Annotated in this window: 16 protein-coding genes; 12 read left to right on the forward strand and 4 right to left on the reverse strand. The window is 59.0% G+C overall.

Annotated features, from left to right (window positions below; all coding sequences use genetic code 11):
- Nucleotides 1-72: 72 nt before the first annotated feature.
- Both BGIM_RS0142180 and BGIM_RS0142185 read left to right on the forward strand, forming a co-directional pair.
- Nucleotides 73-2,253 (forward strand): Tex family protein, encoded by a 2,181-nt coding sequence (locus BGIM_RS0142180; protein ID WP_020475619.1) that lies wholly within the window; start codon nt 73-75, stop codon nt 2,251-2,253.
- Between the two features lie 10 nt (nt 2,254-2,263).
- Nucleotides 2,264-2,761 carry a hypothetical protein gene (locus tag BGIM_RS0142185; protein ID WP_020475620.1) on the forward strand — a complete coding sequence of 166 codons (498 nt, stop codon included), beginning with the start codon at nt 2,264-2,266 and terminating at the stop codon, nt 2,759-2,761.
- Nucleotides 2,762-2,770: 9 nt separating this feature from the next.
- On the opposite strand, the gene BGIM_RS0142190 is transcribed toward BGIM_RS0142185, so the two are convergent.
- Entirely contained in the window at nt 2,771-4,117 is a 1,347-nt protein-coding gene (locus tag BGIM_RS0142190; RefSeq protein WP_020475621.1) for a DUF1501 domain-containing protein, read from the reverse strand.
- 164 nt (nt 4,118-4,281) lie between these two features.
- Between BGIM_RS0142190 and BGIM_RS0142195 the strand changes: the two genes are divergently transcribed.
- From BGIM_RS0142195 to BGIM_RS68520, 4 genes are all read left to right on the forward strand, one after another.
- The gene (locus tag BGIM_RS0142195) at nt 4,282-5,055 is read left to right on the forward strand and encodes a methyltransferase (RefSeq protein ID WP_020475622.1); all 774 of its coding nucleotides are present in this window, start codon (nt 4,282-4,284) and stop codon (nt 5,053-5,055) included.
- A gap of 453 nt (nt 5,056-5,508) precedes the next feature.
- Entirely contained in the window at nt 5,509-6,219 is a 711-nt protein-coding gene (locus tag BGIM_RS0142200; protein ID WP_020475623.1) for a class I SAM-dependent methyltransferase, read from the forward strand.
- Between the two features lie 52 nt (nt 6,220-6,271).
- The gene (locus BGIM_RS0142205; RefSeq protein WP_202947392.1) at nt 6,272-7,105 is read left to right on the forward strand and encodes a maleylpyruvate isomerase N-terminal domain-containing protein; all 834 of its coding nucleotides are present in this window, start codon (nt 6,272-6,274) and stop codon (nt 7,103-7,105) included.
- A gap of 201 nt (nt 7,106-7,306) precedes the next feature.
- Nucleotides 7,307-7,489, forward strand: coding sequence for an SEC-C metal-binding domain-containing protein (locus BGIM_RS68520; RefSeq protein ID WP_202947393.1), 183 nt, complete (start codon nt 7,307-7,309; stop codon nt 7,487-7,489).
- Here BGIM_RS68520 and BGIM_RS0142215 read toward each other — a convergent pair.
- Both BGIM_RS0142215 and BGIM_RS0142220 read right to left on the reverse strand, forming a co-directional pair.
- Nucleotides 7,470-8,867 carry a DUF1501 domain-containing protein gene (locus BGIM_RS0142215; RefSeq protein ID WP_020475626.1) on the reverse strand — a complete coding sequence of 466 codons (1,398 nt, stop codon included), beginning with the start codon at nt 8,865-8,867 and terminating at the stop codon, nt 7,470-7,472. The two genes, BGIM_RS68520 and BGIM_RS0142215, sit on opposite strands and share 20 nt — an antisense overlap.
- Before the next feature lie 15 nt (nt 8,868-8,882).
- Nucleotides 8,883-11,963 carry a PSD1 and planctomycete cytochrome C domain-containing protein gene (locus BGIM_RS0142220; RefSeq protein ID WP_020475627.1) on the reverse strand — a complete coding sequence of 1,027 codons (3,081 nt, stop codon included), beginning with the start codon at nt 11,961-11,963 and terminating at the stop codon, nt 8,883-8,885.
- Nucleotides 11,964-12,240: 277 nt separating this feature from the next.
- Between BGIM_RS0142220 and BGIM_RS0142225 the strand changes: the two genes are divergently transcribed.
- From BGIM_RS0142225 to BGIM_RS0142250, 6 genes are all read left to right on the forward strand, one after another.
- The gene (locus BGIM_RS0142225) at nt 12,241-13,608 is read left to right on the forward strand and encodes a DUF1501 domain-containing protein (protein WP_020475628.1); all 1,368 of its coding nucleotides are present in this window, start codon (nt 12,241-12,243) and stop codon (nt 13,606-13,608) included.
- A gap of 48 nt (nt 13,609-13,656) precedes the next feature.
- The gene (locus tag BGIM_RS0142230) at nt 13,657-17,844 is read left to right on the forward strand and encodes a DUF1592 domain-containing protein (RefSeq protein ID WP_020475629.1); all 4,188 of its coding nucleotides are present in this window, start codon (nt 13,657-13,659) and stop codon (nt 17,842-17,844) included.
- 18 nt (nt 17,845-17,862) lie between these two features.
- On the forward strand, nt 17,863-19,167 hold the full coding sequence (locus BGIM_RS0142235; RefSeq protein WP_020475630.1) for a DUF1552 domain-containing protein: 1,305 nt from the start codon (nt 17,863-17,865) through the stop codon (nt 19,165-19,167).
- Between the two features lie 62 nt (nt 19,168-19,229).
- Nucleotides 19,230-21,383, forward strand: a complete 2,154-nt coding sequence (locus BGIM_RS59280; protein ID WP_020475631.1) for a LamG-like jellyroll fold domain-containing protein — start codon at nt 19,230-19,232, stop codon at nt 21,381-21,383.
- Nucleotides 21,384-21,397: 14 nt separating this feature from the next.
- A complete protein-coding gene (locus BGIM_RS0142245) occupies nt 21,398-22,477 on the forward strand; it encodes a Gfo/Idh/MocA family protein (RefSeq protein ID WP_020475632.1) in 1,080 nt (359 codons plus the stop codon).
- Nucleotides 22,478-22,514: 37 nt separating this feature from the next.
- On the forward strand, nt 22,515-23,654 hold the full coding sequence (locus BGIM_RS0142250) for a Gfo/Idh/MocA family protein (RefSeq protein ID WP_084760524.1): 1,140 nt from the start codon (nt 22,515-22,517) through the stop codon (nt 23,652-23,654).
- 7 nt (nt 23,655-23,661) lie between these two features.
- On the opposite strand, the gene BGIM_RS0142255 is transcribed toward BGIM_RS0142250, so the two are convergent.
- Nucleotides 23,662-24,768 carry a tRNA adenylyltransferase gene (locus tag BGIM_RS0142255; RefSeq protein ID WP_029631794.1) on the reverse strand — a complete coding sequence of 369 codons (1,107 nt, stop codon included), beginning with the start codon at nt 24,766-24,768 and terminating at the stop codon, nt 23,662-23,664.
- Nucleotides 24,769-25,052 lie beyond the last annotated feature (284 nt).

Here is a 25,052-nt window from a genome sequence, read left to right on the forward strand (position 1 = left end):
TGTGGCCGAGAGTGGCAGAAAAATTAGCCACAACCATTTTGGCTGGACATTTTGATTTTTGTCGGAGACATGATGGATAGCGAGTCCTTTGAATGTTTCGATCTGGAAAAAGCAGTCCGGCAGATCGCCCAAGCATTGGGGGTTCGAGTCGAACAAGTTCGCTCGACTGTGGAGTTGCTCGACGCCGGGAACACCATTCCGTTCATCGCCCGGTATCGGAAGGAAGCCACCCAAGGGCTTGATGAAATCATCCTGCGCGGGATTGAAGATGCGCTGAGCGATGCCCGTGAACTGGCCCAGCGCAAGACGACGATTTTGAAAACCATCGACCAACAGGGATTGCTGACCCCGGAACTACGATCCCGCATCGAGGCATGTTCCAACAAGCAAACGCTGGAAGACATCTACCTTCCCTTCAAACCCAAGCGGCGAACGCGGGCGATGATCGCGCGAGAACGAGGCTTGCAACCGCTCGCCGATCTGATGCTTCGGCAAGAGAACCTTCGGCAACCCGTTGCGGATGTCTTGAAGGGATACATCAATCCTGAAAAGGAAGTGCCGGACACAGCAGCCGCGATTCAGGGGGCGTGTGACATTGTTGCGGAGCAATGGTCCGAAGATGTGCCGACGCGGTCGTGGCTTACACAAACGGCCAACGAATCCGGCCGATTGGTCACCCAAGTGAAACGAGGGAAGGCCGAAGAAGGCAAGAAGTTCGAGATGTACTTTGATTACGGCGAACCGCTCAAACGCATTCCATCGCATCGACTGTTGGCGATGAAGCGCGGCGAGGACGAAGGTTTTCTTCGAGTTGCCGTGCAACTGGATGATGAATTGGTGGTCGGCAAACTTCAGGGGAGGCTGGTTCACAACCATCGGTTTGAATTCCGGCAAGAGTTGCTGCAAACGGCCGAGGATTGTTACAAGCGGTTGCTGCTTCCGGCCGTCGAATCGTCCATCATGCAAATCTTGAAGGAGAAAGCCGACGAGGACGCGATCCGCGTGTTCGGCCAGAATCTCCGGGAATTGTTGCTCGCCCCGCCGGCCGGGCCGTTTGTCACCATCGGCATCGACCCCGGCTTTCGCACCGGGTGCAAGCTTGCTGTTGTTGATGGCACGGGCAAATTTCTTCACCATACGACGATCTATCCCACGCCGCCGCAAAGCGACATCGCCGGGGCGACCGCGAAACTGCGGGAGTTGATCGGCAAGTTTGATGTCAAACTGATCGCCATCGGCAACGGCACCGCCTCGCGGGAAACTGATGCGTTTGTTTCCCAAGTCTTGAAGGCGATGAATTCCACGGTCATCAAGGCGACGGTCAGCGAATCCGGCGCATCAATCTATTCGGCCAGCGAACTCGCCGGCCGGGAATTTCCCGATCTTGATCTCACCGTTCGCGGGGCCATCAGCATTGCCCATCGCCTGCAAGACCCGCTGGCCGAGTTGGTGAAACTTGATCCCAAATCCATCGGCGTCGGCCAGTATCAACATGATGTCAACCAAACTCTGTTGCGAAAGTGCCTCGACCGGGAAGTCGAATCGTGCGTGAACTCCGTCGGCGTCGATGTCAACATGGCCAGTCCTTCGCTGCTGTCCCATGTCGCCGGTATCGGCCCGGCCCTCGCCAAACGCATCGTCGAACACCGCGACGCCAACGGCCCCTTTGAAAGCCGCAAGCAACTGAGCGACGTGCCCAAGCTCGGCAAAAAAGCCTTCGAGCAAGCGGCCGGTTTCCTGCGCATCCGCAACGGCAACCAACCGCTCGACAACTCGTCCGTGCATCCGGAGAGTTATTTCGTCGTCGAAAAGATGGCGAAGAAATTGAACATCCCCGCGAAGCAACTCGTCGGCAACGCCACTTTCGCGGCCCAACTCAAGGCCGAGGAATTCGTGGACGAACGAGTCGGTCTCCCCACCATCCGGGATATCCTCGCCGAACTGGCCAAGCCGGGCCGCGACCCGCGAAGCGAATTCAAGGCGGCGACATTCACCGAAGGCGTCAACGAACTGGAAGACCTGAAACCGGGAATGATCCTCGAAGGCGTCATCACCAACGTCACCCACTTCGGGGCCTTCGTGGACATCGGCGTCCACCAAGACGGACTGATCCACATTTCGCAACTGGCCAATCAGTTTGTGCGGGAACCCAGCGAAGTGGTTGCCGTTGGCGACGTGGTGAAAGTGAAGGTGTTGGAGGTTGATCTGGCGAGAAGACGAATCGCGGTGTCGCGCAAACAGGCTGCCGAATAAAGATTCATGGATGCAAGGGATGAATCCGTCAGAAATCAATGCTACGGCCGCAACGCACCCGATTTGGTCACTCATCTCGGAGGAGCAATTTCGGCTGTCGCAATCGGATTCTCGTCAAATCTTGACAAACTGGCTTTTGACATCGATCTCTCGCTTTTTGGAACATGCGGCCGAAGACACTTGGAAGCGGTTTCTGTCCTTTGCTTGGGCAATGAGCGTTCAACATGAAGCTGATCGTCTGCGAAAAGTGTTTGAGGCATTTGCCTTGACAGCATCGACTTGCGATGTGGGAGTTGACACTGCGTTGGTCAATTTGTGCAAGGCGAAAATTGCCTCGCTGGAATCTCGAATTTCGACCCATAACACTCATTGGATGCGGGCGGTTGAAATCCTTGAGACGCTTCCCGAATCCGAGTTTGGATCAAAGGGATTTAGCTTTGTTCGGGAACAGTTTCACAATTTCTTCCCGTCTTCAATAATCAATCCCAAAACAAATCCATCAAGCTGAACGCATTCTTTAGGCCACCAATTCCCGGATTGGGTTCTTGTCATCCAGAATGTTCTGGGGGCGGCCGTTGAAGTCGGTGAGCATCGTGTTGAGATCGACGCCCAGAACGCCGTAAATTGTGGAAAGCACGTTCTCGAAACTGATGTTGCAGCTTTTGCTTCGTTCGGCTTTTGAATCGGTTTCGCCGATCACCTGTCCCATCTTGAGGCCGCCGCCGGCGAACAGCATCGAACCGGCCTCGGCCCAGTGTTCGCGGCCGGGGCCGGGGTAGGTGACCTTGGGCGACCGGCCGAATTCGCCGAGGACCACCACCAACACATCCTCGCCCAACCCGCGGTCATTCAAGTCGTTCACCAAGGCGCAAATGCTTTGATCCAGCACCGGGAAGACCAGTTTGTATGAGTCGAAAATTTGCTGATTGGCCCCGCTGTGATGGTCCCACGAGCCGACGCTCAGGGTGACCACCCGGACACCGGCCTCGACCAGCCGCCGGGCTTGGATGAACGGCCGGGCGTCCCAATCGTACAGGATTTTGACGTCGGCCTGATGCGCGAATTTGCCGCACTTGTGACCGTAGCCGTTGATGAGTTTGATGGGTTCTTTGCTCAGGTCGAACGCCTCCCGCACTTTCGCGGAAGTGACCATTTCCAAGGCTTTCGCCTGAAACTTGTCCAGCCCGTCCATCGACCCCGATTGGTCCAGTTCCCGCCGGATCGTGTCAAACGAGGCCAGCAATTTTTTGCGGTCGTCCAACCGGTTGAGATCCTTCACTGGTTGCAGATTTTCCACGGCCTCGCCGAACGGCCGAAACGGGGCATGGGAAGCCCCGGCATAATGGGGCTTTTCAAAGTCGAACGGGCCGCCGGAGGGTTGATCCAAGCTCACATAAGCGGGCAATGAGGACGCGCTGCCGAGCAGCTTGCTCGTCACCGATCCAAACGCCGGGCGATGACCGGCCTTGCGGGGTAGGCCGGAATAAACTTCACTCAGAAAGTGATCGTTTTCCACCGACCGCACCCCGCGCAGCAGCGAGAGGCGGTCCATCATCGCGGCTTGTTTCGGGAAGTGTTCGCAGATGTCGATGCCGGAAACGTTCGTCTTGATCGGCTTGAACGCCCCGCGAAAATCGGCCGGGGCATCGGGTTTCAAATCCCAACTGTCGATGTGCGACAGGCCGCCGGAAAGCACCACATAGATGACGGATTTCGGCCGCCGGGTTGGCAAGTCTGCCTTGGCTTCGCCGCGAAGCAAATCGGCCAGCGTGAACCCGGCGGCGCCCAAGCCGCCGACGCGAAGAAACTGGCGGCGACTGACGCCATCACAAAAACGATGACCTTGACCCTGGATCGTGAGCATGATCGGCCTTCAAGCGGGAGTGGGGCGAGCAAGCGGGCGGGTGTGTTCGTCAGGCGGGTGTCGGATACGGCGGGGCGAATCGACTCGTCTCGTTGGAATGATACCATGCCCTGCGGGGAAGGTCCACGGGATTGCCTCCGGGCAACCAGACATGGAGCCAACACATGTGGGATGCGAAGGAATATCTGAAATTCGCGGATGAACGGTCACGCCCGTTTGCCGATCTGCTGGGGCAGGTTCGCCAACAGGAATGCCGGCGCATCGTCGATCTCGGCTGCGGCACCGGGCATCTCACACTCACTTTGGCCGAGCGGTGGCCAGCGGCCCGCGTCACCGGAGTCGATCAATCGGCGGAGATGCTGGCGAAGGCGACCCCGTTGGCCATCCCGCATCGGCTGGAGTTTGTGCAGGCCGACATCGCCGATTGGTCAGCCGATGGGCCGGTTGATTTGCTGGTCAGCAATGCCGCCTTGCACTGGCTCGGCGATCACCGGGGATTGTTCACCCGGCTCGCGGGGTTGCTGGCGCCGGGTGGCACGCTGGCCGTGCAGATGCCCAACCGCTTCCGGACGGCGACGCAGTTCGCGGTGGAAGAAGCAACGGCCGATCCCCGGTGGGCTTCCCGGCTTCAAGGGGTGGGCTTGCACCGGGAATCGGTGATGCCGTTGACGTGGTATGTCGATCTGTTGCACGATTTGGGATTTGCCGTCAACGCTTGGGAAACAACCTACGTCCATGTGTTGACCGGTGAAAACCCGGTCGTGGAATGGCTGAAAGGCACGGGCTTGCGGCCACTGTTGGAACGACTCGAAGCGGAGGAGCAAGCGGACTTCTTGCGAATCTTGAGCGAACGATTGAAAGCCGATTATCCGGCGAGGGGGAACACCACTTTGCTGCCGATGCCACGGGTGTTTTTTGTCGCCACACGCTACTCATGAGGGCGTGAACTTCTTTTGTTTTCAAAACAACAAACAGGCTGGCATTTTCCCGCCAGACATGGGGCTACAGGACTTGGAGTTTCACGATTTGAAAAGTGGTCAAAATCCACCCCAAAAGTGACCGAAAAACACCACAAAACACCCCTTGAGTGACCATTTTTGGACAGTTGGACACCCACCCGGCTGGTCAAAAACAGCGGGCCAACTGAACACTATTTTTCAAAACCCCCGGCAAATCGACATCTCGCCTGATGATTTTGGAGTAATCCGGGGCCTTTGGGGGGCGTTTCTCATGGCCCAAAATAAACGCTCCATGCGGATTCCCGGATGATTGAAATGGGCCAGACGACCCAAACGGGGTTTTGGCCCAAAGATGTGACCCACAGAGCCGGTAACCTTTTGGCGGGCGTGGCGTCTATAGTGGAATTGTCATCCACGGGCAGGAGATCATTGATGGCGAAGTCCACGGTCGAGGAGATTCGGCAGCGGTTTGATGCGGATGTGGCGAGATTTTCCAATCTGGAAACCGGTCAGTCAGCTACGGTTGACGCGCCGCTGGCGATGGCGTTGGTGGCCAAGGCGGCCGCCGCCGTCACCCCCAAGGGGCGGCATGTTCTTGATGTGGGGTGCGGGGCCGGAAATTACACGTTGCGATTGTTGCAGCATCTTCCCAATCTGGATGTCACGCTCGTTGACCTCAGCCAGCCAATGCTTGACCGGGCGAAAGAGCGAGTTGGGGCGGCCACCACGGGAACGATCACGCTGATTCAGGACGACATTCGGAACATCGACCTTCCGGCGGGCAGATTCGACATCATTCTGGCGGCGGCCGTGCTTCATCACTTGCGGGAAGAGTCCGAATGGGAGGCCGTTTTCTCCAAATTCCATCGAGCATTGCGCCCCGGCGGTTCGATCTGGATCTTCGATCTGGTTGATTGCGCCATCCCGGCGCTCCGGGAAATGATGCGGCAACAATACGGCGAATACCTGACCAAGTTCAAGGATGAAGCCTACCGGGATCATGTGTTTGCCTACGTCGAGAAGGAAGACACGCCGCGCCCGTTGGTGTTTCAACTCGAATTGCTTCGCCGGGTTGGGTTTAACCAAGTTGACGTGCTTCATCAAAACACCGGCTTCGCAGCCTTCGGCGCTGTCCGGGATTGAATTGAGGATGACCGGGACTGATGACCTCTTTTACTTTCACCCCATGACAATCATGCCCCCGATTCTTGTGGCCGATCTTTTTCCGGAGATCACCGCCCGGCTCGTCGCGTTGTTGCGATCACTGACGCCGGAGGAATGGCATCTGCCGACGGTCAGTTCCCGGCGAACGGTGAAAGATATCGCCAGTCATCTGCTTGATGGCAGTCTTCGGCGGCTGTCCATGCAGCGAGATGGCTACCAATCATCTGGCGGTCGCCGGGCGGATGAACCGCTGATGGATTTCCTCAACCGGCTGAACGACGAGTGGGAGATCGGCAGTCGTCGTCTCAGCCCGGCCGTTCTAGTGGAATTGATCGAATGGGCCGATGCCGGAATGGCCAAATTGTTTCAATCGCTTGACCCATCCGGCCCGGCGATTTTTCCCGTGGCTTGGGCGGGTGAATCGCAATCAGAAAACTGGATGGATGTGGCCCGCGATTACACCGAAAAATGGCACCACACCCAGCAAATCTTTGACGCCACCAAGCGAGCCAGCACAATCACCGACCGACACTTGATGTACCCCTGCCTTGACATCTTCATGCGAGCATTGCCCTTCACTTACCAACAAGTGGCGGCGGCAATCGGAACCATTGTGACCGTGGAAATCACCGGCGAATCGGGCGGCCGATGGCACATCGAACGAGAGACGAGCAGTTGGCGGCAAGTTCTCGAAGCGTCAGCCGAGGCGAGAAGCACGGTTATGATGGATCAAGATTCCGCCTGGAGGCTCGTCACCAAACGCCGGAGCTTTGAAGCCGCCCGGAAGCAGTTCCCGGACATCAAGATCATTGGCGACCAAGAACTCGGCAAGAATGTGTTTGAGATGGTGTCCGTCATGGCCTGAGCGATTGGCCGAACCAACAGCCATCGAAATGTGTCAGCCTCTCCGACGGCAACTCATTCTCAAAAAGGCGGTGTGTCATGGACGCGCAAAACAACGAACAAGCGTGCTCGTTTCGAGCCGATGAGCAAACGGCGCAAGGGCTTCCCGTCTGAAACGAAGGTGAAGCGAGGCGAGCGAATCGTCCACGGGGACAAGGAACTCATGGAAAAAGTCGGCCGCAACGATCCCTGCCCATGCGAGTCCGGCAAATTGTTCAAGAAATGTTGCCTGAATTCGGGCTGCTTTCGATGGCGTGAACCGGCATCACTACTTTCAGGGAATGATTTCCGAAAGGCGGGAGCATCCTTGTTTCCGATGTTCCCGCTCAGGCCAGGATTGGTTTGACGACTTCGCCCGCGACATCGGTGAGCCGATAGTCGCGGCCGGAGTGGCGGTAGGTCAGCTTTTCGTGGTTGATGCCCAACAAGTGCAATATGGTGGCGTGCAGGTCGTGGGTGTGGACCGCTCCTTCGGCCGGGAGGATGCCGTATTCGTCCGACTTGCCGTGAACCATTCCCCCCTTAACGCCCCCGCCGGCCATCCATGAGGTGAAGACGAGGTTGTGGTGTTCCCGACCGGCGTGGCCCACTTCCTGATGGAACGGCGTCCGGCCAAATTCAGTGGTCCAGACCACCAAGGTGCGGTCCAGCATGCCGCGCCGTTTCAAGTCGGTCAGCAATCCAGCAATCGGTTGGTCGATGGCCTTGGCCAGTCGGGCGTGGTCGGCCATGTTGCCGTGCGAGTCCCAATTGTTGCTGGAGCCAACGTCAATCAGTTCGAGGAAACGCACGCCACGTTCGGCCAACCGGCGGGCAACGAGGCATTGCCAGCCGTAACCGGAAGTGGCCTTGCGATCCACACCGTAGAGCTTTAACACCTCATCCGTTTCGCCGGTGATGTCGAACGCCTCGGGAGCTTCGCGTTGCATCCCGAACGCCGTCTCGAACGAGCGCACGCGGGCATCAAGGGCCAGATCGGCCGACCGGCGTTCGAGGTGGCTGCGGTTCAGTTTGCCGAGCAGTTCCAATTCCATTTGCTGCAATTCGACGCCTGGCACGCGCGGTTTCAAATTCGGCAGCGGTTCGTTCCCCGGCATGACGTGCGTGCCCTGATGGCAGGCGGGGAGAAAGTCGCTTCCCCATGTCTGCGCTCCCGCATACGGGGCGAACGGGGCCAGCACCATGAACGACGGAAGATTGCGGTTCACCGTACCGAGGCCATAGCTCACCCAAGAACCGGCGCTGGGCCGGGCGAACTGGGCCGATCCGGTGTGGGCGGCCAGCGTGGCTTTGTCGTGGCCGTCGCTCTCGCAGTGCATCGCGTTCAGGAAGCAAATGTCATCGGCGACGCCGCCCAAGTGCGGGAAGAGTTCGCTGATCCATGTGCCGCTTTTGCCGTATTGCTTGAAGCCCCAGCGGGACTTGATGAGGAACCGCTTGAACTCGCCCGGCTTGTTGAGCCAGCGGGTGGCCGTGATGGATTTGCCGTGATCGGCCGTGAGTTTCGGCTTGTGGTCGAAAGTGTCCACTTGGGACACCCCGCCGGTGGAGAACAGGAAAATCACGCGGTCGGCCTTGGCGGCAAAGTGCCCCGGCCGGCTGGCCAACGGATCGGCCGGGGCGGCGTGGAGTTCGTTCCAGAGGCCGGCCAGCGCGATCGCCCCGAAGCCGCCGGAGGCCCGGTGCAGCAGTTCGCGACGGGTCATGGAGAATGAGGGGTTCATGGTCGGTCCTCGGAATCAATCAACGTATAAGAATGCGTTGCCCGTCAACATCACCCGGCCCAAGGCCGCCCACGCCACAGTCGATTGCTGGTCGGCCGGAAGCCCGCGTTCGCCGAGTTTCTTCCGGTAATTGGCGACAAAGGTCAGCGAATCGTTCACCTCGGCCTCGGATGCCGATTTGCCATGAGCCGATTCAAACGCCAGCCGCACCCGTGCCGCATCATCGCCCGGCGTTGCCAGCAATCGCTTGGCGAATGCCTCGGATTGCGTGTGAACAAACGGGGAATTCATCAAATAGAGGGTTTGTGTCGGCGTGGTGGTCGGCAGTCGTTCGGCGGCACTCAGGTTCGGGTCGGGCGCGTCAAACATGGCCAAAAAGGGATGCCGTCGGTTCCGCTGCACCATCAGGTAAATGCTGCGGCGATCCGAATCGTAAACGGCATGGAACGGGTTGTGAATGGTGAACCCCCACGTCCCCACCGGCGGGAACGGGTGCGGCGTCGGCGGCGAGCGGTCCAGCCGACCGCTGACGGCCAGCATCGCATCGCGGATCGACTCGGCATCAAGAGCCTGCCGGGAGTGTCGCCAAAGCCAGATGTTGGTCGGGTCGAGATTCAAATTCGATTGGTCGTCGTCACTCGCCAGTTGGTATGTGCGGGAGCGCAGAATCAACTTGTGCAGCGCCTTCACCGACCAGCCGGATTCGATGAATCGGGTCGTCAGCCAATCCAGCAATTCGGGATGGCTCGGGGCCTCGCCACGCACGCCAAAGTCGCTGGGTGTCGAGACCAAGCCCCGGCCGAAATGCCAACCCCAGACGCGGTTCACAAAAACGCGGGCAGTCAGCGGGTTGGTCGGCCGGGTGATCCAGTTGGCCAACTCCAAACGACCGCTGCCTTTTTCACTGGCCGGAAGAACATCGCCGCCAAGGATCTCAAGAAACCGTCGCGGCACCTCGGCCCCCAATTTGTCCGGTTCGCCGCGTTTCTGAATGCGGGCGTTGACGGGAGTCCCCTCGCTCACGCCATAGGCCACTTCATAGGCATCAGCCGCCGCCTTTGCTTCGCGGAGTTTCGTCGTGGCAGCGAGATCGGCGTCGAGTTTGGCGAGGCGATCCTTCTGATCGGGCTTGGGAGCGGGAGCGGCCACCGATGGGCTGCCGGGAGCCGCGAAGGGAGCTTCTTGCAAACCGATGTTGTCGAGATCCCGTTCCGGGGCCTGTCCGGCCACGTGGCCGATGGCATCACAGATAAATGTGTTGGCCACGCCGTCCCATGCCGGGTTGAGGGCTTTGTCCTTGAACGCGGTCAGGTCGCCCGGTTTGCCGACCACGCCGGAATACTTCTTCGTCGCCGGGTCGAGGGTGATTTGCAGCGTTTGCCAGTCGCCCGGCGTCAGCTTGCGGACGACTTCCCACTTGTCCCCGTCGCGGATGGCGAATTCCGTCGCTGTCACGCTGAATTGAACCGCCAGCGATTCAATCACCCCCCGGCCAAGATAGAAGCGATATGCCCCGGTCTTGCTGGCAGGAGCCACGGTGCGGAAATCAATCGTGAAGTGCATTTGCTTGCCGGGGGAGGCTCGCAGGCCATTTTCAAAGACGTAGCGAACGCCGTCGATTGATTGGCCGGAGCCGACGCGAACGCCACGAGTCCCCGCCGGGTGAATGTGGTTGAAGGGGCTTTGGGCTGCGGCAATCACCGCGTTTGGCCCGGCCGACAGCCACGGAGTAGACGGCGGCTTGCCGATGGGTTGGCCTTCAAAAGCGAGGTCCACGCCACCCGCGAATGTTTTGCCATCCAATGATGCTTTTTCGCTTTTCAGCCGGCCAATCTCCGCATCCAAAGCGGCCAGTTCGGCCGTCTTCGCTTTCTCCCGGCGGGCGGCTTCCTCGGGGGGAACCAACGGCGGGAAATGCGTCGGCCGTTTCATTTCCTCCCCGCCGGGAAAGGCCCATTTCGTGCTTTGGAAGATGCCATAGAGGGCATAGTAATCGGCGGCCGTCACCGGGTCGTACTTGTGGTCGTGGCAACGGGCGCAGCCAATGGAGAGGCCAAGCAGCGACCGACCGACCGAGTCAATCACGTCGGCAAAATCGAGATACTGATAGTCCGCGTTGGCCGCGTATCCGTAGCGCTTGCCGATGGCCAGGAAACCGGTGGCCGTCACCCGTTCGGCGTAGCGGGTAGAATTGTCTGTTTTCCCAAGGATGTCCCCGGCGATTTGATCGCGGAGGAACTGGTCATACGGCTGATCGGCATTGAAGGCGTTGACCACCCAATCCCGATATTTGCCGGCTTCCCGCACGGGATAGTCGGCGCCGTCCCCGGCGGTGTCCGCGTAGCGGGCGACATCGAGCCAGTGGCGTCCCCAGCGTTCGCCGTAGGCTTTCGAGGCCAGCAAGCGGTCGATCATTTTGTCGTAAGCGTCGGGCGATTGATCTTTCAAATAGGCATCAATCTCTTCCGGCGTCGGCGGAAGCCCGGTCAGGTCAAAAGTCACACGGCGAAGAAGCGTCCGCTTGTCGGCGAGGCCGACCGGCTTCAGCCCTTTGGCTTCCAATTGGGCGAGCGTGAAACGGTCCAGCGGGGTGGCGGCCCACTTCGCATCGCGGACATTGGGAAGAGGCGGGTTCGCCACGGGTTGAAATGACCAATGATTGCCCTTGCGGGGAGTGGCCGCGACAACGGCCTTCTCATTCGGCCAAACGGCCCCGGTGGTCACCCACTTGGCGAGGGCAGCGACTTGCTCATCCTTCAACTTGCCACCGGGGGGCATTTGCAGATCGCCTTTGTGCCGGACGGCCGACATCAGCGTCCCTTGGTCGGCTTTGCCGGGCACGATCGCCGGGCCGCTTGTGCCCCCCTTGAGCAGGGCCGCAAGCGAATCGACTCGAAGGCCGGATTCTTGTTTTTTCTCTCCGTGGCATTTCTGGCATTTGTCGATGAGAAGCGGGCGAATCTCTTTCTCGAAAAATACCGTCGCTTCCGGGGACGGTTCGGCGGCGATCACAGAGGCATCGCCTAATGCGGGCAAAAAGACTGCCAGCAAGAAAAGGCAACGGATGGCGACGGTCAGGGTACGCAGTACCGGCATGTCCTTGACCCTTCGGAGAATGAGGCAGGCGCGTGGCGGGAGGCGGTAAAACAAGAACGCCGCCGGGAGAGGTGACGACGGCCTGTTGATGTTTGGTCATCAAATCACCGTCCTTGGCAGGTTAACCCTTGGGCGGGTGATTGGCAAGCGATTTCCGCACCATCCCGCCATTCGGAAATCCAGACATCTATTGCTTGCACCGGACGGTTCGGACGGGCATAATCACAACTTGCCTTCCTTGAAACCGCCTGCCTGCCTCTTTGTCAGAAAGTCGCTCATGAATCCGGACGAACTCCGAATGGATCGTCGTGGCCTGCTCAAAATCGGGATGCTTGGCGGCTTGGGGCTTTGTCTGTCGGATATCTTGCGTTTGCAGGCTCGTTCCGAGTCGTCGAACCCGTCGGCCCGACGGATGACTTCCGTGATTATTCTCCACATGCGGGGCGGGCCGAGCCAGCTTGAAACATGGGACATGAAGCCCGACGCCCCCGCCGATATTCGTGGTGAATTCAAGCCGATTGCCACGAAGGTTCCCGGCATCCAAATCTGCGAATTGCTGCCGCAAACGGCCCGGATCATGGACAAGTGGTCAATCGTCCGCAGTCTTCAACATCTGGCCGAATACGGGGATGTGAGCCATTCGCGGGGCGATCAGGTGGTTTTCACCGGCCACGCTCCCGGCGCCAACGACAGCGAGAACGCCCACCCGAGCATGGGTTCCGTGGTCGCCCGGCAGTTGCAGCATCTCGACCCGGCGATGCCCGCTTATGTGATGGTTCCCCGGATGATCCCCGGAACCGGGTCGGCGTATCTTGGCCGGGTGTGTCAGCCCTTCGAGACGATGGCCGACCCGGCGGCGAAGAAAGTCCGGTTTGAAGTTCCCAACCTCGGGATGCCGCGAGGCGTCTCAGTCGATCAAGTCGCAGATCGCCGCCGGATGCTCGGGGCCTTTGACCGGGTTCGCCGGGAAGTGGATGGTTCCGGGATGTTCGAGGCGATGGATTCCTATCAACGGCAGGCTTGGGAAATGGTCACCGGGCCGCGCGTGCGGCAGGCATTTGATTTCGAGGCCGAACCGCAGGCACTCCGGGATCGGTACGGTTACCCCGCCCAATACACACCGCGTCTGCGGGCCGGGGGCGACAATCCGGGGTGGAATCAACGCCTTCTGCTGGCGAGGCGACTGGTCGAAGCCGGGGTGCGGTTGGTGACGGTCGATCTCCGCTGGTGGGACACGCACGACGACAACTTCTGGGCGCTCAAAAACGGGTTTCTCCCCCCGTTCGACCAAAGTTACTCGGCCCTGATTGAAGACCTCGACCAGCGGGGTTTGCTGGATACCACGATGGTCGTCGCCTGGGGCGAACACGGCCGGACGCCGCGAGTAAACGCGACGGCCGGGCGGGATCACTGGATGAGCGCCTTCAGCGCCGCGATGGCGGGCGGGGGAATCAAAGGAGGCCGGGTGGTCGGTTCGACGGATTCGCAGGCCGCCATCGCCAAGGACAACCCCAAGTATCCCCAAGATGTGCTGGCGACCGTCTATCGCCATTTGGGCGTCGATTCCACACTGCAGTATCTTGACCACTCGGGCCGGCCCCACCCGGTTCTTCCGTTTGGCAAGCCGATTGACGAACTGTTTTGACACGAAACGCATGAAAATGCGGACATCATGAACTCTTGGTCTCTCCCCATGAATTTTCGGTCTCTCCGCTTTCGATACGCCGTCTTCGCCGGACTCTCCTTGTGCGGCGCCATGACGGCCTGGCTGTTGCCGCAACATCAATCCACCACGGCGAAGGAACCGGAACGGGAAGGATTGAAGGACCAGTATGCCGAGGTGGTTCAGCCGCTCGTCAAAAAGTTCTGTCTGGATTGTCATTCGACCAAGGCGAAAAAGGGAAGTCTCGATCTGGAGCGGTTTGTCTCGCTCGACACGCTGCGCAAGGACATCAAACCCTGGCAGCAGACCATCGAAATGCTCGAAACCTTGGAGATGCCCCCCAAGGACAAACCGCAGCCGACAGCCGGGGAACGCAAGCAACTGGTCGCTTGGATTCGCGGTTTTCTGGATGCCGAGGCCCGCGCGAATGCCGGTGATCCGGGGCATGTGCCGCTTCGCCGGTTGAGCAATGCGGAGTTTGATCTCACCATCCGCGACCTGACCGGCGTCGATCTCCGGCCCACCCGCGAATTCCCGGCTGACGGGGCAGGGGGCGAGGGTTTCACCAACGCGGCCGAGGCCCTTTCGGACATTTCGCCCGCGTTGCTCACCAAGTATTTGAACGCCGCGAAGGACATCTCCGAACACGTTGTGCTACTGCCCAATGGCTTCCAGTTTTCCCCCACAAAGACACGCCGCGACTGGACCGATGAAAGCGTCGCCCGGATGCGGCAGTTTTATTCGCAATTCACCTCCGACGGCCGGTTGCCGGTCAAGCCATATCTGCTGGCCACCGTGCGCTACCGCGAGGCATTGACCAGCGGGAAGATCACCATTGAAGACGTGGCCCGGCAGGAAAAGCTGAACGCCAAATATCTCGGTATTCTGTGGGCCACCCTGACCGCCAAGACAGATTCTTTTCCGCTTGATGAGATCCGCACACGATGGGCGCGAGCCACGGAAAAGGATGTCGATGGCCTGACGGCGGAGATCACCGCCTGGCAAACGGTGTTGTGGAAGTTTGTGCCGGTCGGCAGTTATCGTTACGGGAACACCCATCGGCAGGTTGCCAACGATCCTCCCGTGGCCGAGTCGCAACCGATCAAATTGGCCGTGAAACCAACCCCCGGTCAAAGCGAAATCGTGCTGTACTTGGTGGCCCGTGAGAAATCATCGGATGGCAAAGGTGGCCTCGCCGTCTGGAACCGTCCCCGGTTTGAGGGGGCAGGCAAACCTCCCCTACTGCTGAAGGACTATTCCCAATTCGGCGTCGCTTTTGAGGTCGATTACCCGACACTCTTCACTGATAGTTCCAAGTATCTGAATGCCGTGGCCGAGGCCGCCCGAGATCGCAAGCAAACGGCCGAAGAACTGGCAAAGAAGCATGGGCTTGATGCTGCCTTCCTGAAACGGTGGATTGATGTTCTTGCCTTGGAAACTTCCGACAGACCGAGCGATCCTGAGAAGATCGGAAAGCCCATTCCGACCGTCGCCTTGGAACTACTGACGAAGAAGACGGCGGCGACCGACAAGAGCGTCATCAATGGCTGGCGCTTCAAAGGCGCGGACCTGCCCATCCTGATTAGCAACTCATCTGACACCGTCCAGCGAATCCCCGGCACGATGTCGCCCCACCGGGTGGCGGTCCACCCGACGCCGAAGGAATTCGTGGCGGTTTCTTGGAAGAGTCCTGTAACGGGTACGATGCGTATTTCGCCGCGGATTTCCCACGTTCATCCGGTCTGCGGCAACGGGGTGGCGTGGTGGCTTGAACACCGCCGGGGTGACCGGGCTTCCCTCGTGATTGACGGCGTGCTTGATCTCGGTGGCGAAGCCAAGCCCGGCGAACGAGCTTTGAAACTGGAGAAGGGAGATGTCCTCATCCTCGCGGTGGATGCCCGCAACGGCGATCACACCTGCGATTTGACAGAGATTAACCTGACCGTCACAGAAGCCGACAAGCCAGGTCGCGTTTGGGATTTGGCCGCCGACGTGGCCGACACGGTTCAACAGGGCAACCCGCACGCGGACAAGCACGACAACAAGGATGTCTGGAGCTTTGTCAAAGGGCCGACCCGGCCAACGAGCAAGACGGCCGGGCCGATCATCCCCGCCGGGTCGATTCTCGGCCGATGGCGGGAAGTGGCCGTCGATCCCGCCAAGCAACAGGAAGCCGCCGCCTTGGCCGACCAAGTTCAAAAACTGTTGACGGGTGCTCGTCCGTCGAAAGAAGGCACTCCGAATCGGGTCGTTTACGACAGACTGGTGAACGTCGAAGGGATTTTGTTCACGGGGGTTGACCCGTCCAAACTTGGCAAGCCAAAATCCGCCAACGTGAAATACGGCTTGGCCAAAGACCTGTTCGGCAAACACCCGGCCAACAAGTCGGTTGATGAAGCCAGTCTGATCGTCCCGGCGAATTCAGTGACGGAAGTCCGTCTGCCGGCGGCGTTGTTCCGTGACCGGGAATTTGTCGTCGATGGCAAACGAGACGGATCGGCCGTCGATTCGCTGGTTCAGTTCCAAGTGTCGACCACCCCGCCGGGGCCGGACTCCCGGTGGGACGGCAAAAGCCCGGTGGTGGCGTCCGCAAACGGCGCCGCCCGCAAGCGGTTGATCGAGGGCTATGCGGATTTTCGTCGCTGCTTCCCCACATTCATCTGTCTGCATGAGATTGTCCCCAACGATGAAGTGGTGACGCTCAAGATGTATCACCGCGAAGATGAGTTACTGGCCCAATTGATGCTCAACGACGAGCAAAAGCGGCAAATAGACCGCCTTTGGAGTCAGCATCGGTTCATCAGCCAGCAACCGGTTGCCGAGAATAAATACCTGCCGCTGTTCATCGGCTTTGTCACGCAAGACCAGCCGAAGGAATTGCTGGCGTATTTTGAAGGGCAACGGAGCGTCTTCCGCAAGCGGGCCGAGGACTTTGAAAAGGATGTCGAGGCGGCCATTCCCGCGCAACTCGATTCCTTGATCGAGTTCGCCAGCCGGGCGTATCGCCGCCCGTTGCAAGCGAAAGAGAAGGACGAACTGCTCGGGCTGTATCAAACGCTTCGCAAGAAGGAGGTTTCGCATGAGGAAGCCTTCCGGGGCGTGTTGTCACGGGTGTTGGTCGCCCCGGCGTTTTTGTTCCGCATCGAGCAAGCCCCGGCAGGGAACAAACCGGGTTTGGTGAGCAATTGGGAACTGGCCACCCGGCTCAGCTATTTTCTCTCGTCCTCCGGCCCGGATGAGGAACTTGCCAAACTCGCCGCGACCAACCGGCTTCATGATCCGAAGATTTTGGAGGAGCAAACCCGGCGGTTGTTGAAGGACGACAAGGTTCGTGCCCTCGCCATTGAGTTTGGCATCCAATGGCTCCACGTTCGCGGGTTTGACGAACTGAAGGAGAAGAACGAGAAACTCTTCCCGACCTTTGACGCCAACCTTCGCAAGATCATTTACGAAGAGTCGATCTTGTTCTTTCAGGATCTCTTCCAGCAAGATCGCTCCGTCCATCAGATTCTTGATTCGGACGCGACCTACCTGAACGAAACCCTCGCCAAGCATTACGGCATCCCCGGCGTCAACGGGCCGCAATGGAGGCGGGTGGAAGGCATTCAAAAATTCGGCCGGGGTGGCATCCTCGGGTTGGCCAGCGTGCAGACCAAACAGTCCGGGGCCTCGCGGACCAGTCCGGTGCTTCGCGGCAACTGGGTAGTCGAGACGTTGCTTGGTGAAAAACTCCCACGGCCCCCGGCGAATGTCCCGTCTCTTCCCGAAGAAGAGGGGACGGACAAACTCACGACGCGCCAGCAAGTCGAGAAGCACGCCAAACAGGCCGAGTGCGCTGTCTGTCACCAGCGAATTGATCCGTTTGGTTTCGCGCTGGAGAAGTACGACACCATCGGCCGGCGACGCGACAAAGACCTCGCCGGTTTGGCCGTCGATACTCATGCGAAGCTAAAAGATGGGACCGAGTTTGACGGCCTCGACGGGTTGCGAACGTATCTGATGACCAAGAAGAAAGACGTGATCGTCCGGCTGTTTTGCCGCAAACTTCTCGGTTACGCCCTCGGCCGGGGCGTCACTCTTTCAGATCAATCGTTGGTTGATGAAATGATCGCGGAACTGAACAAGAACGATGGCCGGTTGTCGGCGGCGGTGATGACGATTGTGCGAAGCCCGCAGTTTCGCATGATTCGCGGGTCTGATTATGCGAACCATGAATAATCCAGTGGAGATCAAGCGATGATACCGATGCACCCCCTCTCCCGGCGGGCATTTCTCCGTGGTGTTGGCGTCAGCATGGCCTTGCCCTGGCTGGAGTCGGTCCCGGTGTGGGGCGACGACAAAACCAGCAACCGCTCCTCGGAACCGCCGGTGCGGTTTGCCGCCTTGTTCGCCGGGAACGGCTTCCACAGCAAGGAATGGTGGGCCAAGGGCGAAGGCTCCGGCATGGAACTCGGCAAGGTGTTGGAACCGCTTCATCCCCACCGGGAGAAGATGCTGTTCCTGCGCGGGCTTTACAACCAAGAAGCCTTGATCGGCGGTATTCACAGTTGCCAGACCGGCAACCTGCTGACCGGCGCGCATCTCTCCAACGGCGGGGAGATCAAGTCGGGCGTCAGCGTCGATCAACTCATCGCGGAGCGGTTGAAAGACCAAACCAAGGTGCCGAGTCTGGTGCTGGGAACGGAGCCGTCGATCGCGGCTCTGCACAAGAATTACTCGATGATTTACAGTTCCCACATTTCGTGGAGTTCGCCGACGACGCCGACCCCGCTGGAACTGTACCCGGCCCTCGCGTTCGACCGCCTCTTCCGCGACGAAGTCGGCCGGGCTGACAAGAGCGTGCTGGACGCCGTGATGGAGGACACCCGCAGCCTGCGAAACGGCGTCAGCAAATCCGACCAGCGGCGGCTCGACGAATATCTCTCTTCCGTCCGCGAAGTGGAAACCCGCATCAACCAAGCGGGCAAGGCGGGCAAGCTCCAAGGCTGGCGGCCGACGCTCGCCAAGCCGGACATGGCCCGCCCGGCCGACGGCATTCCGCAGGACATCGACCAGCACATGCGGCTGATGTGCGATATCCTTGTGCTGGCCTTCCGCACGGACACCACGCGGGTTTGCACATTGAAGCTGAACAACGACCACTCGTCGCTTCGCTTCCCGCACCTGAAGATCGATTACATGATCCACCACCTGCTTTCCCACACCGACGGGGCAGACTGGCTCAAGGTGAATCAATTCTTCACCCAACAATTGGCCTATATTGCGGAAAAACTCGACAAGGTTCAGGAAGGCGAACGGACGCTGCTGGACAACTCGATGATCTTGTTCATGTCCAGCATGATGACCGGGAATCACAACAACGACCAGTTGCCGGTGGTGATGCTCGGCAAGGGGGGCGGCCAAATCAAGACGGGCCGCGTCCTCGATTATCTCGGCAAGTCCAACCGGAAAATGTGCAGCCTGTATCTGTCGATGCTGGACAAAGTCGGGATACACACAGACAACTTCGGCGACTCCAAGGAGCGGCTGGCCGAGATTTGAACGATGTGAATTCTCTCCAAACAGGGTTGGTGCGGCATCAACGTCTTCGCAAGGAAACACCCATGTTTTGGACCATTCGTCTGTTCGTTTGCGGGCTGACTTGCTGGATCGCTTCGGCCAACTTGGTGTTGGCCGAAGACACCCCTCTTTTCCGGGCCGGGGCCGCCGCCGTTGACATCACACCGACCCGGTTCCCGGTGGTCGTCAACGGCATGTTCGAGGAGCGTTACGCCAAATCAGCCGCCGACCGACTGATGGCGAGGGCGGTTGTTCTCGACGATGGCCGCACGCGAATCGCTCTGTGTATCGTGGACAATCTCATGATGCCCCGCGAACTGATCGACGCGGCGAAAGATCTCGCGAAGGCCAGAACGGATATCCCGACGGACAAGATGCTTGTCTCGGCCACGCATACCCATTCGGCCCCGTCGGTGATGGGCTGCCTCGGCAGCGGGATCGACAAGGATTACACCGAGGCGTTGCCCGGCTTGATTGCGAAGGCCATCGAGACCGCCAACAAGAATCTGGAGCCGGCGAAGATCGGCTGGGGCGTCATCCAAGACTGGGATAACACCCATTGCCGCCGCTGGATTCGCCGGCCGGATAAATTGCTCGCCGACCCGTTCAATGTCAAGAATGTCCGGGCCAACATGCACCCCGGTTATCAAAGCCCCGATGCCATCAGTCCATCGGGGCCGGCTGATCCCGATATGTCGTTGTTCTCCCTTCAAGCCCGCAATGGCCGACCGATCGCCGTGTTGGGCAATTATGCGATGCACTATTACGGTTCACCATTAGTTTCAGGGGATGTCTGCGGCAGGTTCGGCGAGAAACTGGCGACGTTGATCGACACCAAGGCCGGTTCCGGCAAGCCGCCGTTTGTTGGGATTCTCTCCCAAGGAACTAGCGGCGACATCATGTGGATGGACTATGCCCAAATGAAACGCGATCCGGGTCTCGACAAATACTCGCTCGCCTTGGCAAACGATGCCAAGCAAGTCCTTGATTCGATCAAGTATCACGACTGGGTTCCGCTGGCGATGGCCGAGACAAAGATCACGTTGGCTCGCCGAACACCGGATGCCGAGCGGCTGGCTTGGGCCAGAAAAACGGTGGCCGAGATCAAAAAGTATCCGCTGACGCTCAAGCCCGAGATTTACGCCCGCGAGCAAATCTACCTGCACGACGAACCGACCCGCGAGTTGAAATTGCAAGCCATCCGCATCGGCGATCTCGGCATTACCGGGATTCCAGATGAAGTGTATGCCCTCACCGGTTTGAAACTCAAACGGCAAAGCCCGCTGGCCCAGACATTCAACATCGAACTGGCCAACGGGGCCGATGGCTACATTCCCCCGCCGGAACAACACAAGCTCGGCGGCTATACCACTTGGGCCGCCCGCACGGCCGGTCTGGAAGTCGAAGCCGAGCCGAAGATTGTCGAAAGCCTGCTTGGCCTGCTGGAAAAAGTCGCCGATCAACGTCGCAAGTCCTTGGTTGACGAACCGGGAGAGTACACCAAAGCGGTGCTGGCCTCCAAGCCCGTCGCCTACTGGCGGCTCAACGAGATGGCCGGGAAGAAAGCCTCTTCGGCTGTTGGCAAACTCGAAGCCGACATCGAAGACGGCGTGGTCTTCTACCTGCCGGGGCCGGCGTCAACCGCTTTCTCGGGAAGCCAGATCAACCGGGCGATGCACTTCGCCGGGGGGCGTTTGCGAACGGCTGTTTCGGAATTGAAGAATTCCTACTCCGTGGAACTATGGTTCTGGAACGGCCTGCCGTCCGATGCCCGAACCGACACGGGCTTTCTGTTCGGCCGGGGCCAAGACAAGGCGGCCAGCGGGGACATCCTCGGCATCGGCGGTTCCGCCAACAAGCAACACACAGGGAAACTGGTCTTCACCAATGGCGATTTGCTCAAGACCGCCTTGGCGGGCGAACAAGTGATTCCCCTCAAAACATGGGTTCATTTGGTGTTCGTGCGGGATGGCAAGCATGTCTCCGTTTACCTGAACGGTCACCCGACGCCGGAGATCAGCGGCGACGCGGACATGGGATGTTCGCCCGATGTCAAGCAATTTTTCATCGGCGGCCGGAATGACGGTATCGCCAATTGGGAAGGAAAACTCGACGAGGTTTCCCTTTATGACCGGCCGCTGACGGCAAAGGAAGCCGCCGAACATTTTGCCGCTTCCAAACTCTCCCCGACCCGTTAAGCAGGAACGAAACGATGAAAGACCAGCAACGCCGGGAATTCCTCAAAACCGTGGCGGGCGGGGCGGCGGCCATTGCCCCCAGTATTGCGGCGATGGCCGAAGAGAAGCCGACGAAGGAACGCATCAAGATCGGGCAAATTGGCGTCGGCCATGCCCACGCAGCCAAGTTGTCGGTCTACCGGAAATCCGCTGATTACGAAGTGGTCGGCTTGGTGGAACCAGATGCGGCCTTGCGCAAACGGGCCGAAACTCAAGAGCCGTTTGCCGGCCTGAAATGGCTGACCCAAGAACAATTGCTCAACACACCGGGCCTTCAAGCCGTTCTTGTCGAAACTCACGTGGGCAGCTTGCTGACAACGGCCGAGGCATGCGTGATGGCGGGCAAGCATGTCCACATCGACAAACCAGCCGGGGAGTCGTTGCCACAATTCAAACGTATTTTGGATTCCGCAAAGAAGCAAAAATTGCTGGTGCAGATGGGGTACATGTTCCGTTACAACCCCGGCGTCGTGCTGTTGCGGGAATTCTTGAAAAAAGGCTGGCTCGGGGAAGTGTTCGAGATTCACACCGTGATGAGCAAGGTGGTCGACCCGGCCTCCCGGCGGGGGCTGGCTCAATTCCCCGGCGGGATCATGTTTGAGCTTGGCTGTCATGTGATGGACTTGGTGATCGGCATCATGGGCAAGCCGGACGAAGTCACCCCCTTCGCCCGGCACACATCCAAACTCGATGACAAGCTGATGGACAACATGCTGGCGGTTCTGGCCTATCCCAAGGCCACCGCCACGGTCAAGGCGAGCGCCATCGAAGTCGAAGGGGGCGACCGGCGCCATTTGGTCGTCTGCGGCACCGAGGGGACTTTCCACATCCAACCGCTGGACAACCCTTCGGTGAAGGTGGCTTTGTCGCAAGCCCGAGGCGAATACAAGAAGGGCTATCAGGATATTCGCCTGCCGAAATACCTTCGTTATGTCGATGATGCCGCCGACATGGCCCGCATCATCCGGGGAGAAAAGAGCAGCGATTTTACATATGAGCATGATTTGATGGTTCAGGAAACTCTTCTGAAGGCTTGCGGCGTCCCTGTCGTCTAATGGCGAAATTTGTTCAACCAATCAACGGAGCAAAAACATGAATCCCGACGGTCAGATTCCTCGAAGGCAAATGTTGTTGGGCACGGCTGCCGCATTGGGCGGGGCGGCGATGGCGACCAGTCCGGCGAAGGCCGAGGAACCCAAGGAGGGGAAGGTGTTCCGCATTGGCGTGATCTCCGCCAACATTCGCGGAAAGTCCCAACCACGCAACGGGCACACCTGGCACTTTGCCCAATATCTGCATCCGACGGCCAATATCGACACCTATTGCAAACTGGTTGATCCGGGATCGGCCGAGTTCTTCCGCAAAGTGGTCCGCAATCCCAAATTCAACTTTGATCAACTCCCCTTCCCCGACACCAAAATCACGCAGTATTACGATTCCGATCCGCTGGTGGCGGCCAAGTTCACCGAGGCGTTTCCGGGTGTGACGGTGGCCAAGTCGGTCGAAGAGATGGTGAAGGATGTTGATGCCGTGTGGCTGGGGGATGCCTCCGGATTCGGTGACGATCACTTTGATTTGGTCGCCCCCGGTCTTCGCAAGGGGTTGCCGACGTTTTGCGACAAGCCGATCGGCGAAACCGTGGCGGGAACGCGAAAGATTCTGGAGTTTGCCAAGGCGAACAGTGCCCCGATCATGTCATCCAGTTTGTTCCGACACGAATGGGGCATGGAAGCCGCCCTGCGCAAACGGGATTCCGGGGAATTCGGCCAGATTCAATATGTGATCGCCAGCGTTCAGGGAGGCTACTCGGAAAGCGGTTGGATGGTATACGGCCAGCATCCCGCCTGGACGGTGATGACGCTCATGGGGCCGGGCGTGGATGCTGTGAGCATGTATGCCCGCGAAAGCGCAGCGCACGCGCTGGTCACTTACAAGGACCGGATGCCGGCCGAAATCTGGTACGGCCGGCCGAACGCCCAATCGGAATACTGCCACACGGAGGTGCATTTTCCGAAGAAGAAATTCGAGTACACGGCCTCCATCGAAGGGGATTTCTGGTACGGCCATCACTACGAGATGTTCCGCATGGCCGCCACCTTCCGGGAGATGGTCAAGACGCGGAAAGAGCCAATTCCGCATCAGGAAATTTTGGAAGTGACGGCGATTGTCCAAGCCGCCGCCAAATCGCTGAAAGAGCAAAGCCGGTTGGTGAAACTCTCCGAAGTGATGTGAGCCGGGATCACTCGCCGTTTTCCTCGTTCAGTTTCCGCAAGTAGTCGCACGCTTCCTCCGGCGTGCCCACCACCGCGCCGGGGACGCGCCCGGCGTTGTCCAATTCCCGGAGAAGCATCAAATCCTCGAAATCCGGCGAGGCTTCCAGTTTCACGCGCTGGCGATGGCCCAAGGTGCCATTCTGATATTCAATCGCCATCATGTGATGCTCGATCAGGAATCGCGTCCGCTCGGTGATTAACCCGTCGAGCGCTTCCAGCCCGGCCTCGACATGATTGGAAGGATCAATGGCTTTGCCGACATCGTGCAGCAAGGCCGCTTGCAAAAATTCCTCGTCCCAAGGCCGCTCGGCCTTCGCCAGTTCAAACACTTGCAGGGAGTGATACAGGGCGTCCCCCTCCGGGTGATAAACGGGGTTCTGTTTCGTCTTCGCCAGTGGCGGCAACAACAGCTCAAAGAATTGATACGGGTCGGCGATTTCCTCCGGGTCTTCGTCCATTTCCGAGACATTCACCTCGGGATATTCGCGGGCGATCAGTTCCTCGAGTTCCGTGATGTTCGCCCGTTCGATGGCTTTGCCGGTGATCGAACTGCGAAACACGAAATGGGCTTGGTTTTCCGCGTAGACCGTCAGTTCAAAGTCGAAACGATCACGAATGTGAATGTGGGTGAACACCCGGCTTTCGTTGTGTTTGACGACCTGCTTCCGTTCGACATCGAAGTGGTAGCCGTCGTTTTCGAGCAGTTGCGTCAGCATCTCGATGCCGTCGCAAAAAATGTGAATGTCAATGTCCGATCCGGCCCGCACATGGCCGGTCATCACGCTGCCGATCAACCGGGGCCGGAATCGCCGCAGCAGGCGCATCAGCTTGAGGGCTTCCAGCCGCATGTTCTTCAGGTTGGCCAGCCGGGATTCGCCCTCGTGGGTGCGGGCGAATGTCTGGATGACATCCCGAATCTCGGCATTGGAAGGCAGGTCGGCCGGTTTGATCGGCCCGCGACACAGGCGTTTGGCCGCCTTGCGTTTGGCGGTGAAGTATTCCGATTCTTCCCGGCGGTACATGAGACGAGCGGCCTCGAACGCAATCGAGTGACGCAAACGAAGATCAGCCATGATGGGAGGGGCTGCGGTTTATTTTTACGAGCCTGTCCGATGCCGCAGCGAGGCTCAAAAGGAATGATACATGAAGCAAGAAACAAGTTCAGTGCTTTGATTTGAGCGGCTAGCTTTTGGGGCTGGCAAATCTTTCTGGCATGCCTGTCCAATCGGTTTTCGCCTCTTGGTATTCGCCCCAAGGGGGCGCTCGAGAATAGCCAGGGGCGCAAGCCCCTGGACAACGATAGCCAAAACGAATCCACCCCAACGGGGTGGCACAACTCGCAAGCGCTGCCCCGTTG

The organism is Zavarzinella formosa DSM 19928 (assembly GCF_000255705.1).
In the GTDB taxonomy this organism is placed as follows: domain Bacteria; phylum Planctomycetota; class Planctomycetia; order Gemmatales; family Gemmataceae; genus Zavarzinella; species Zavarzinella formosa.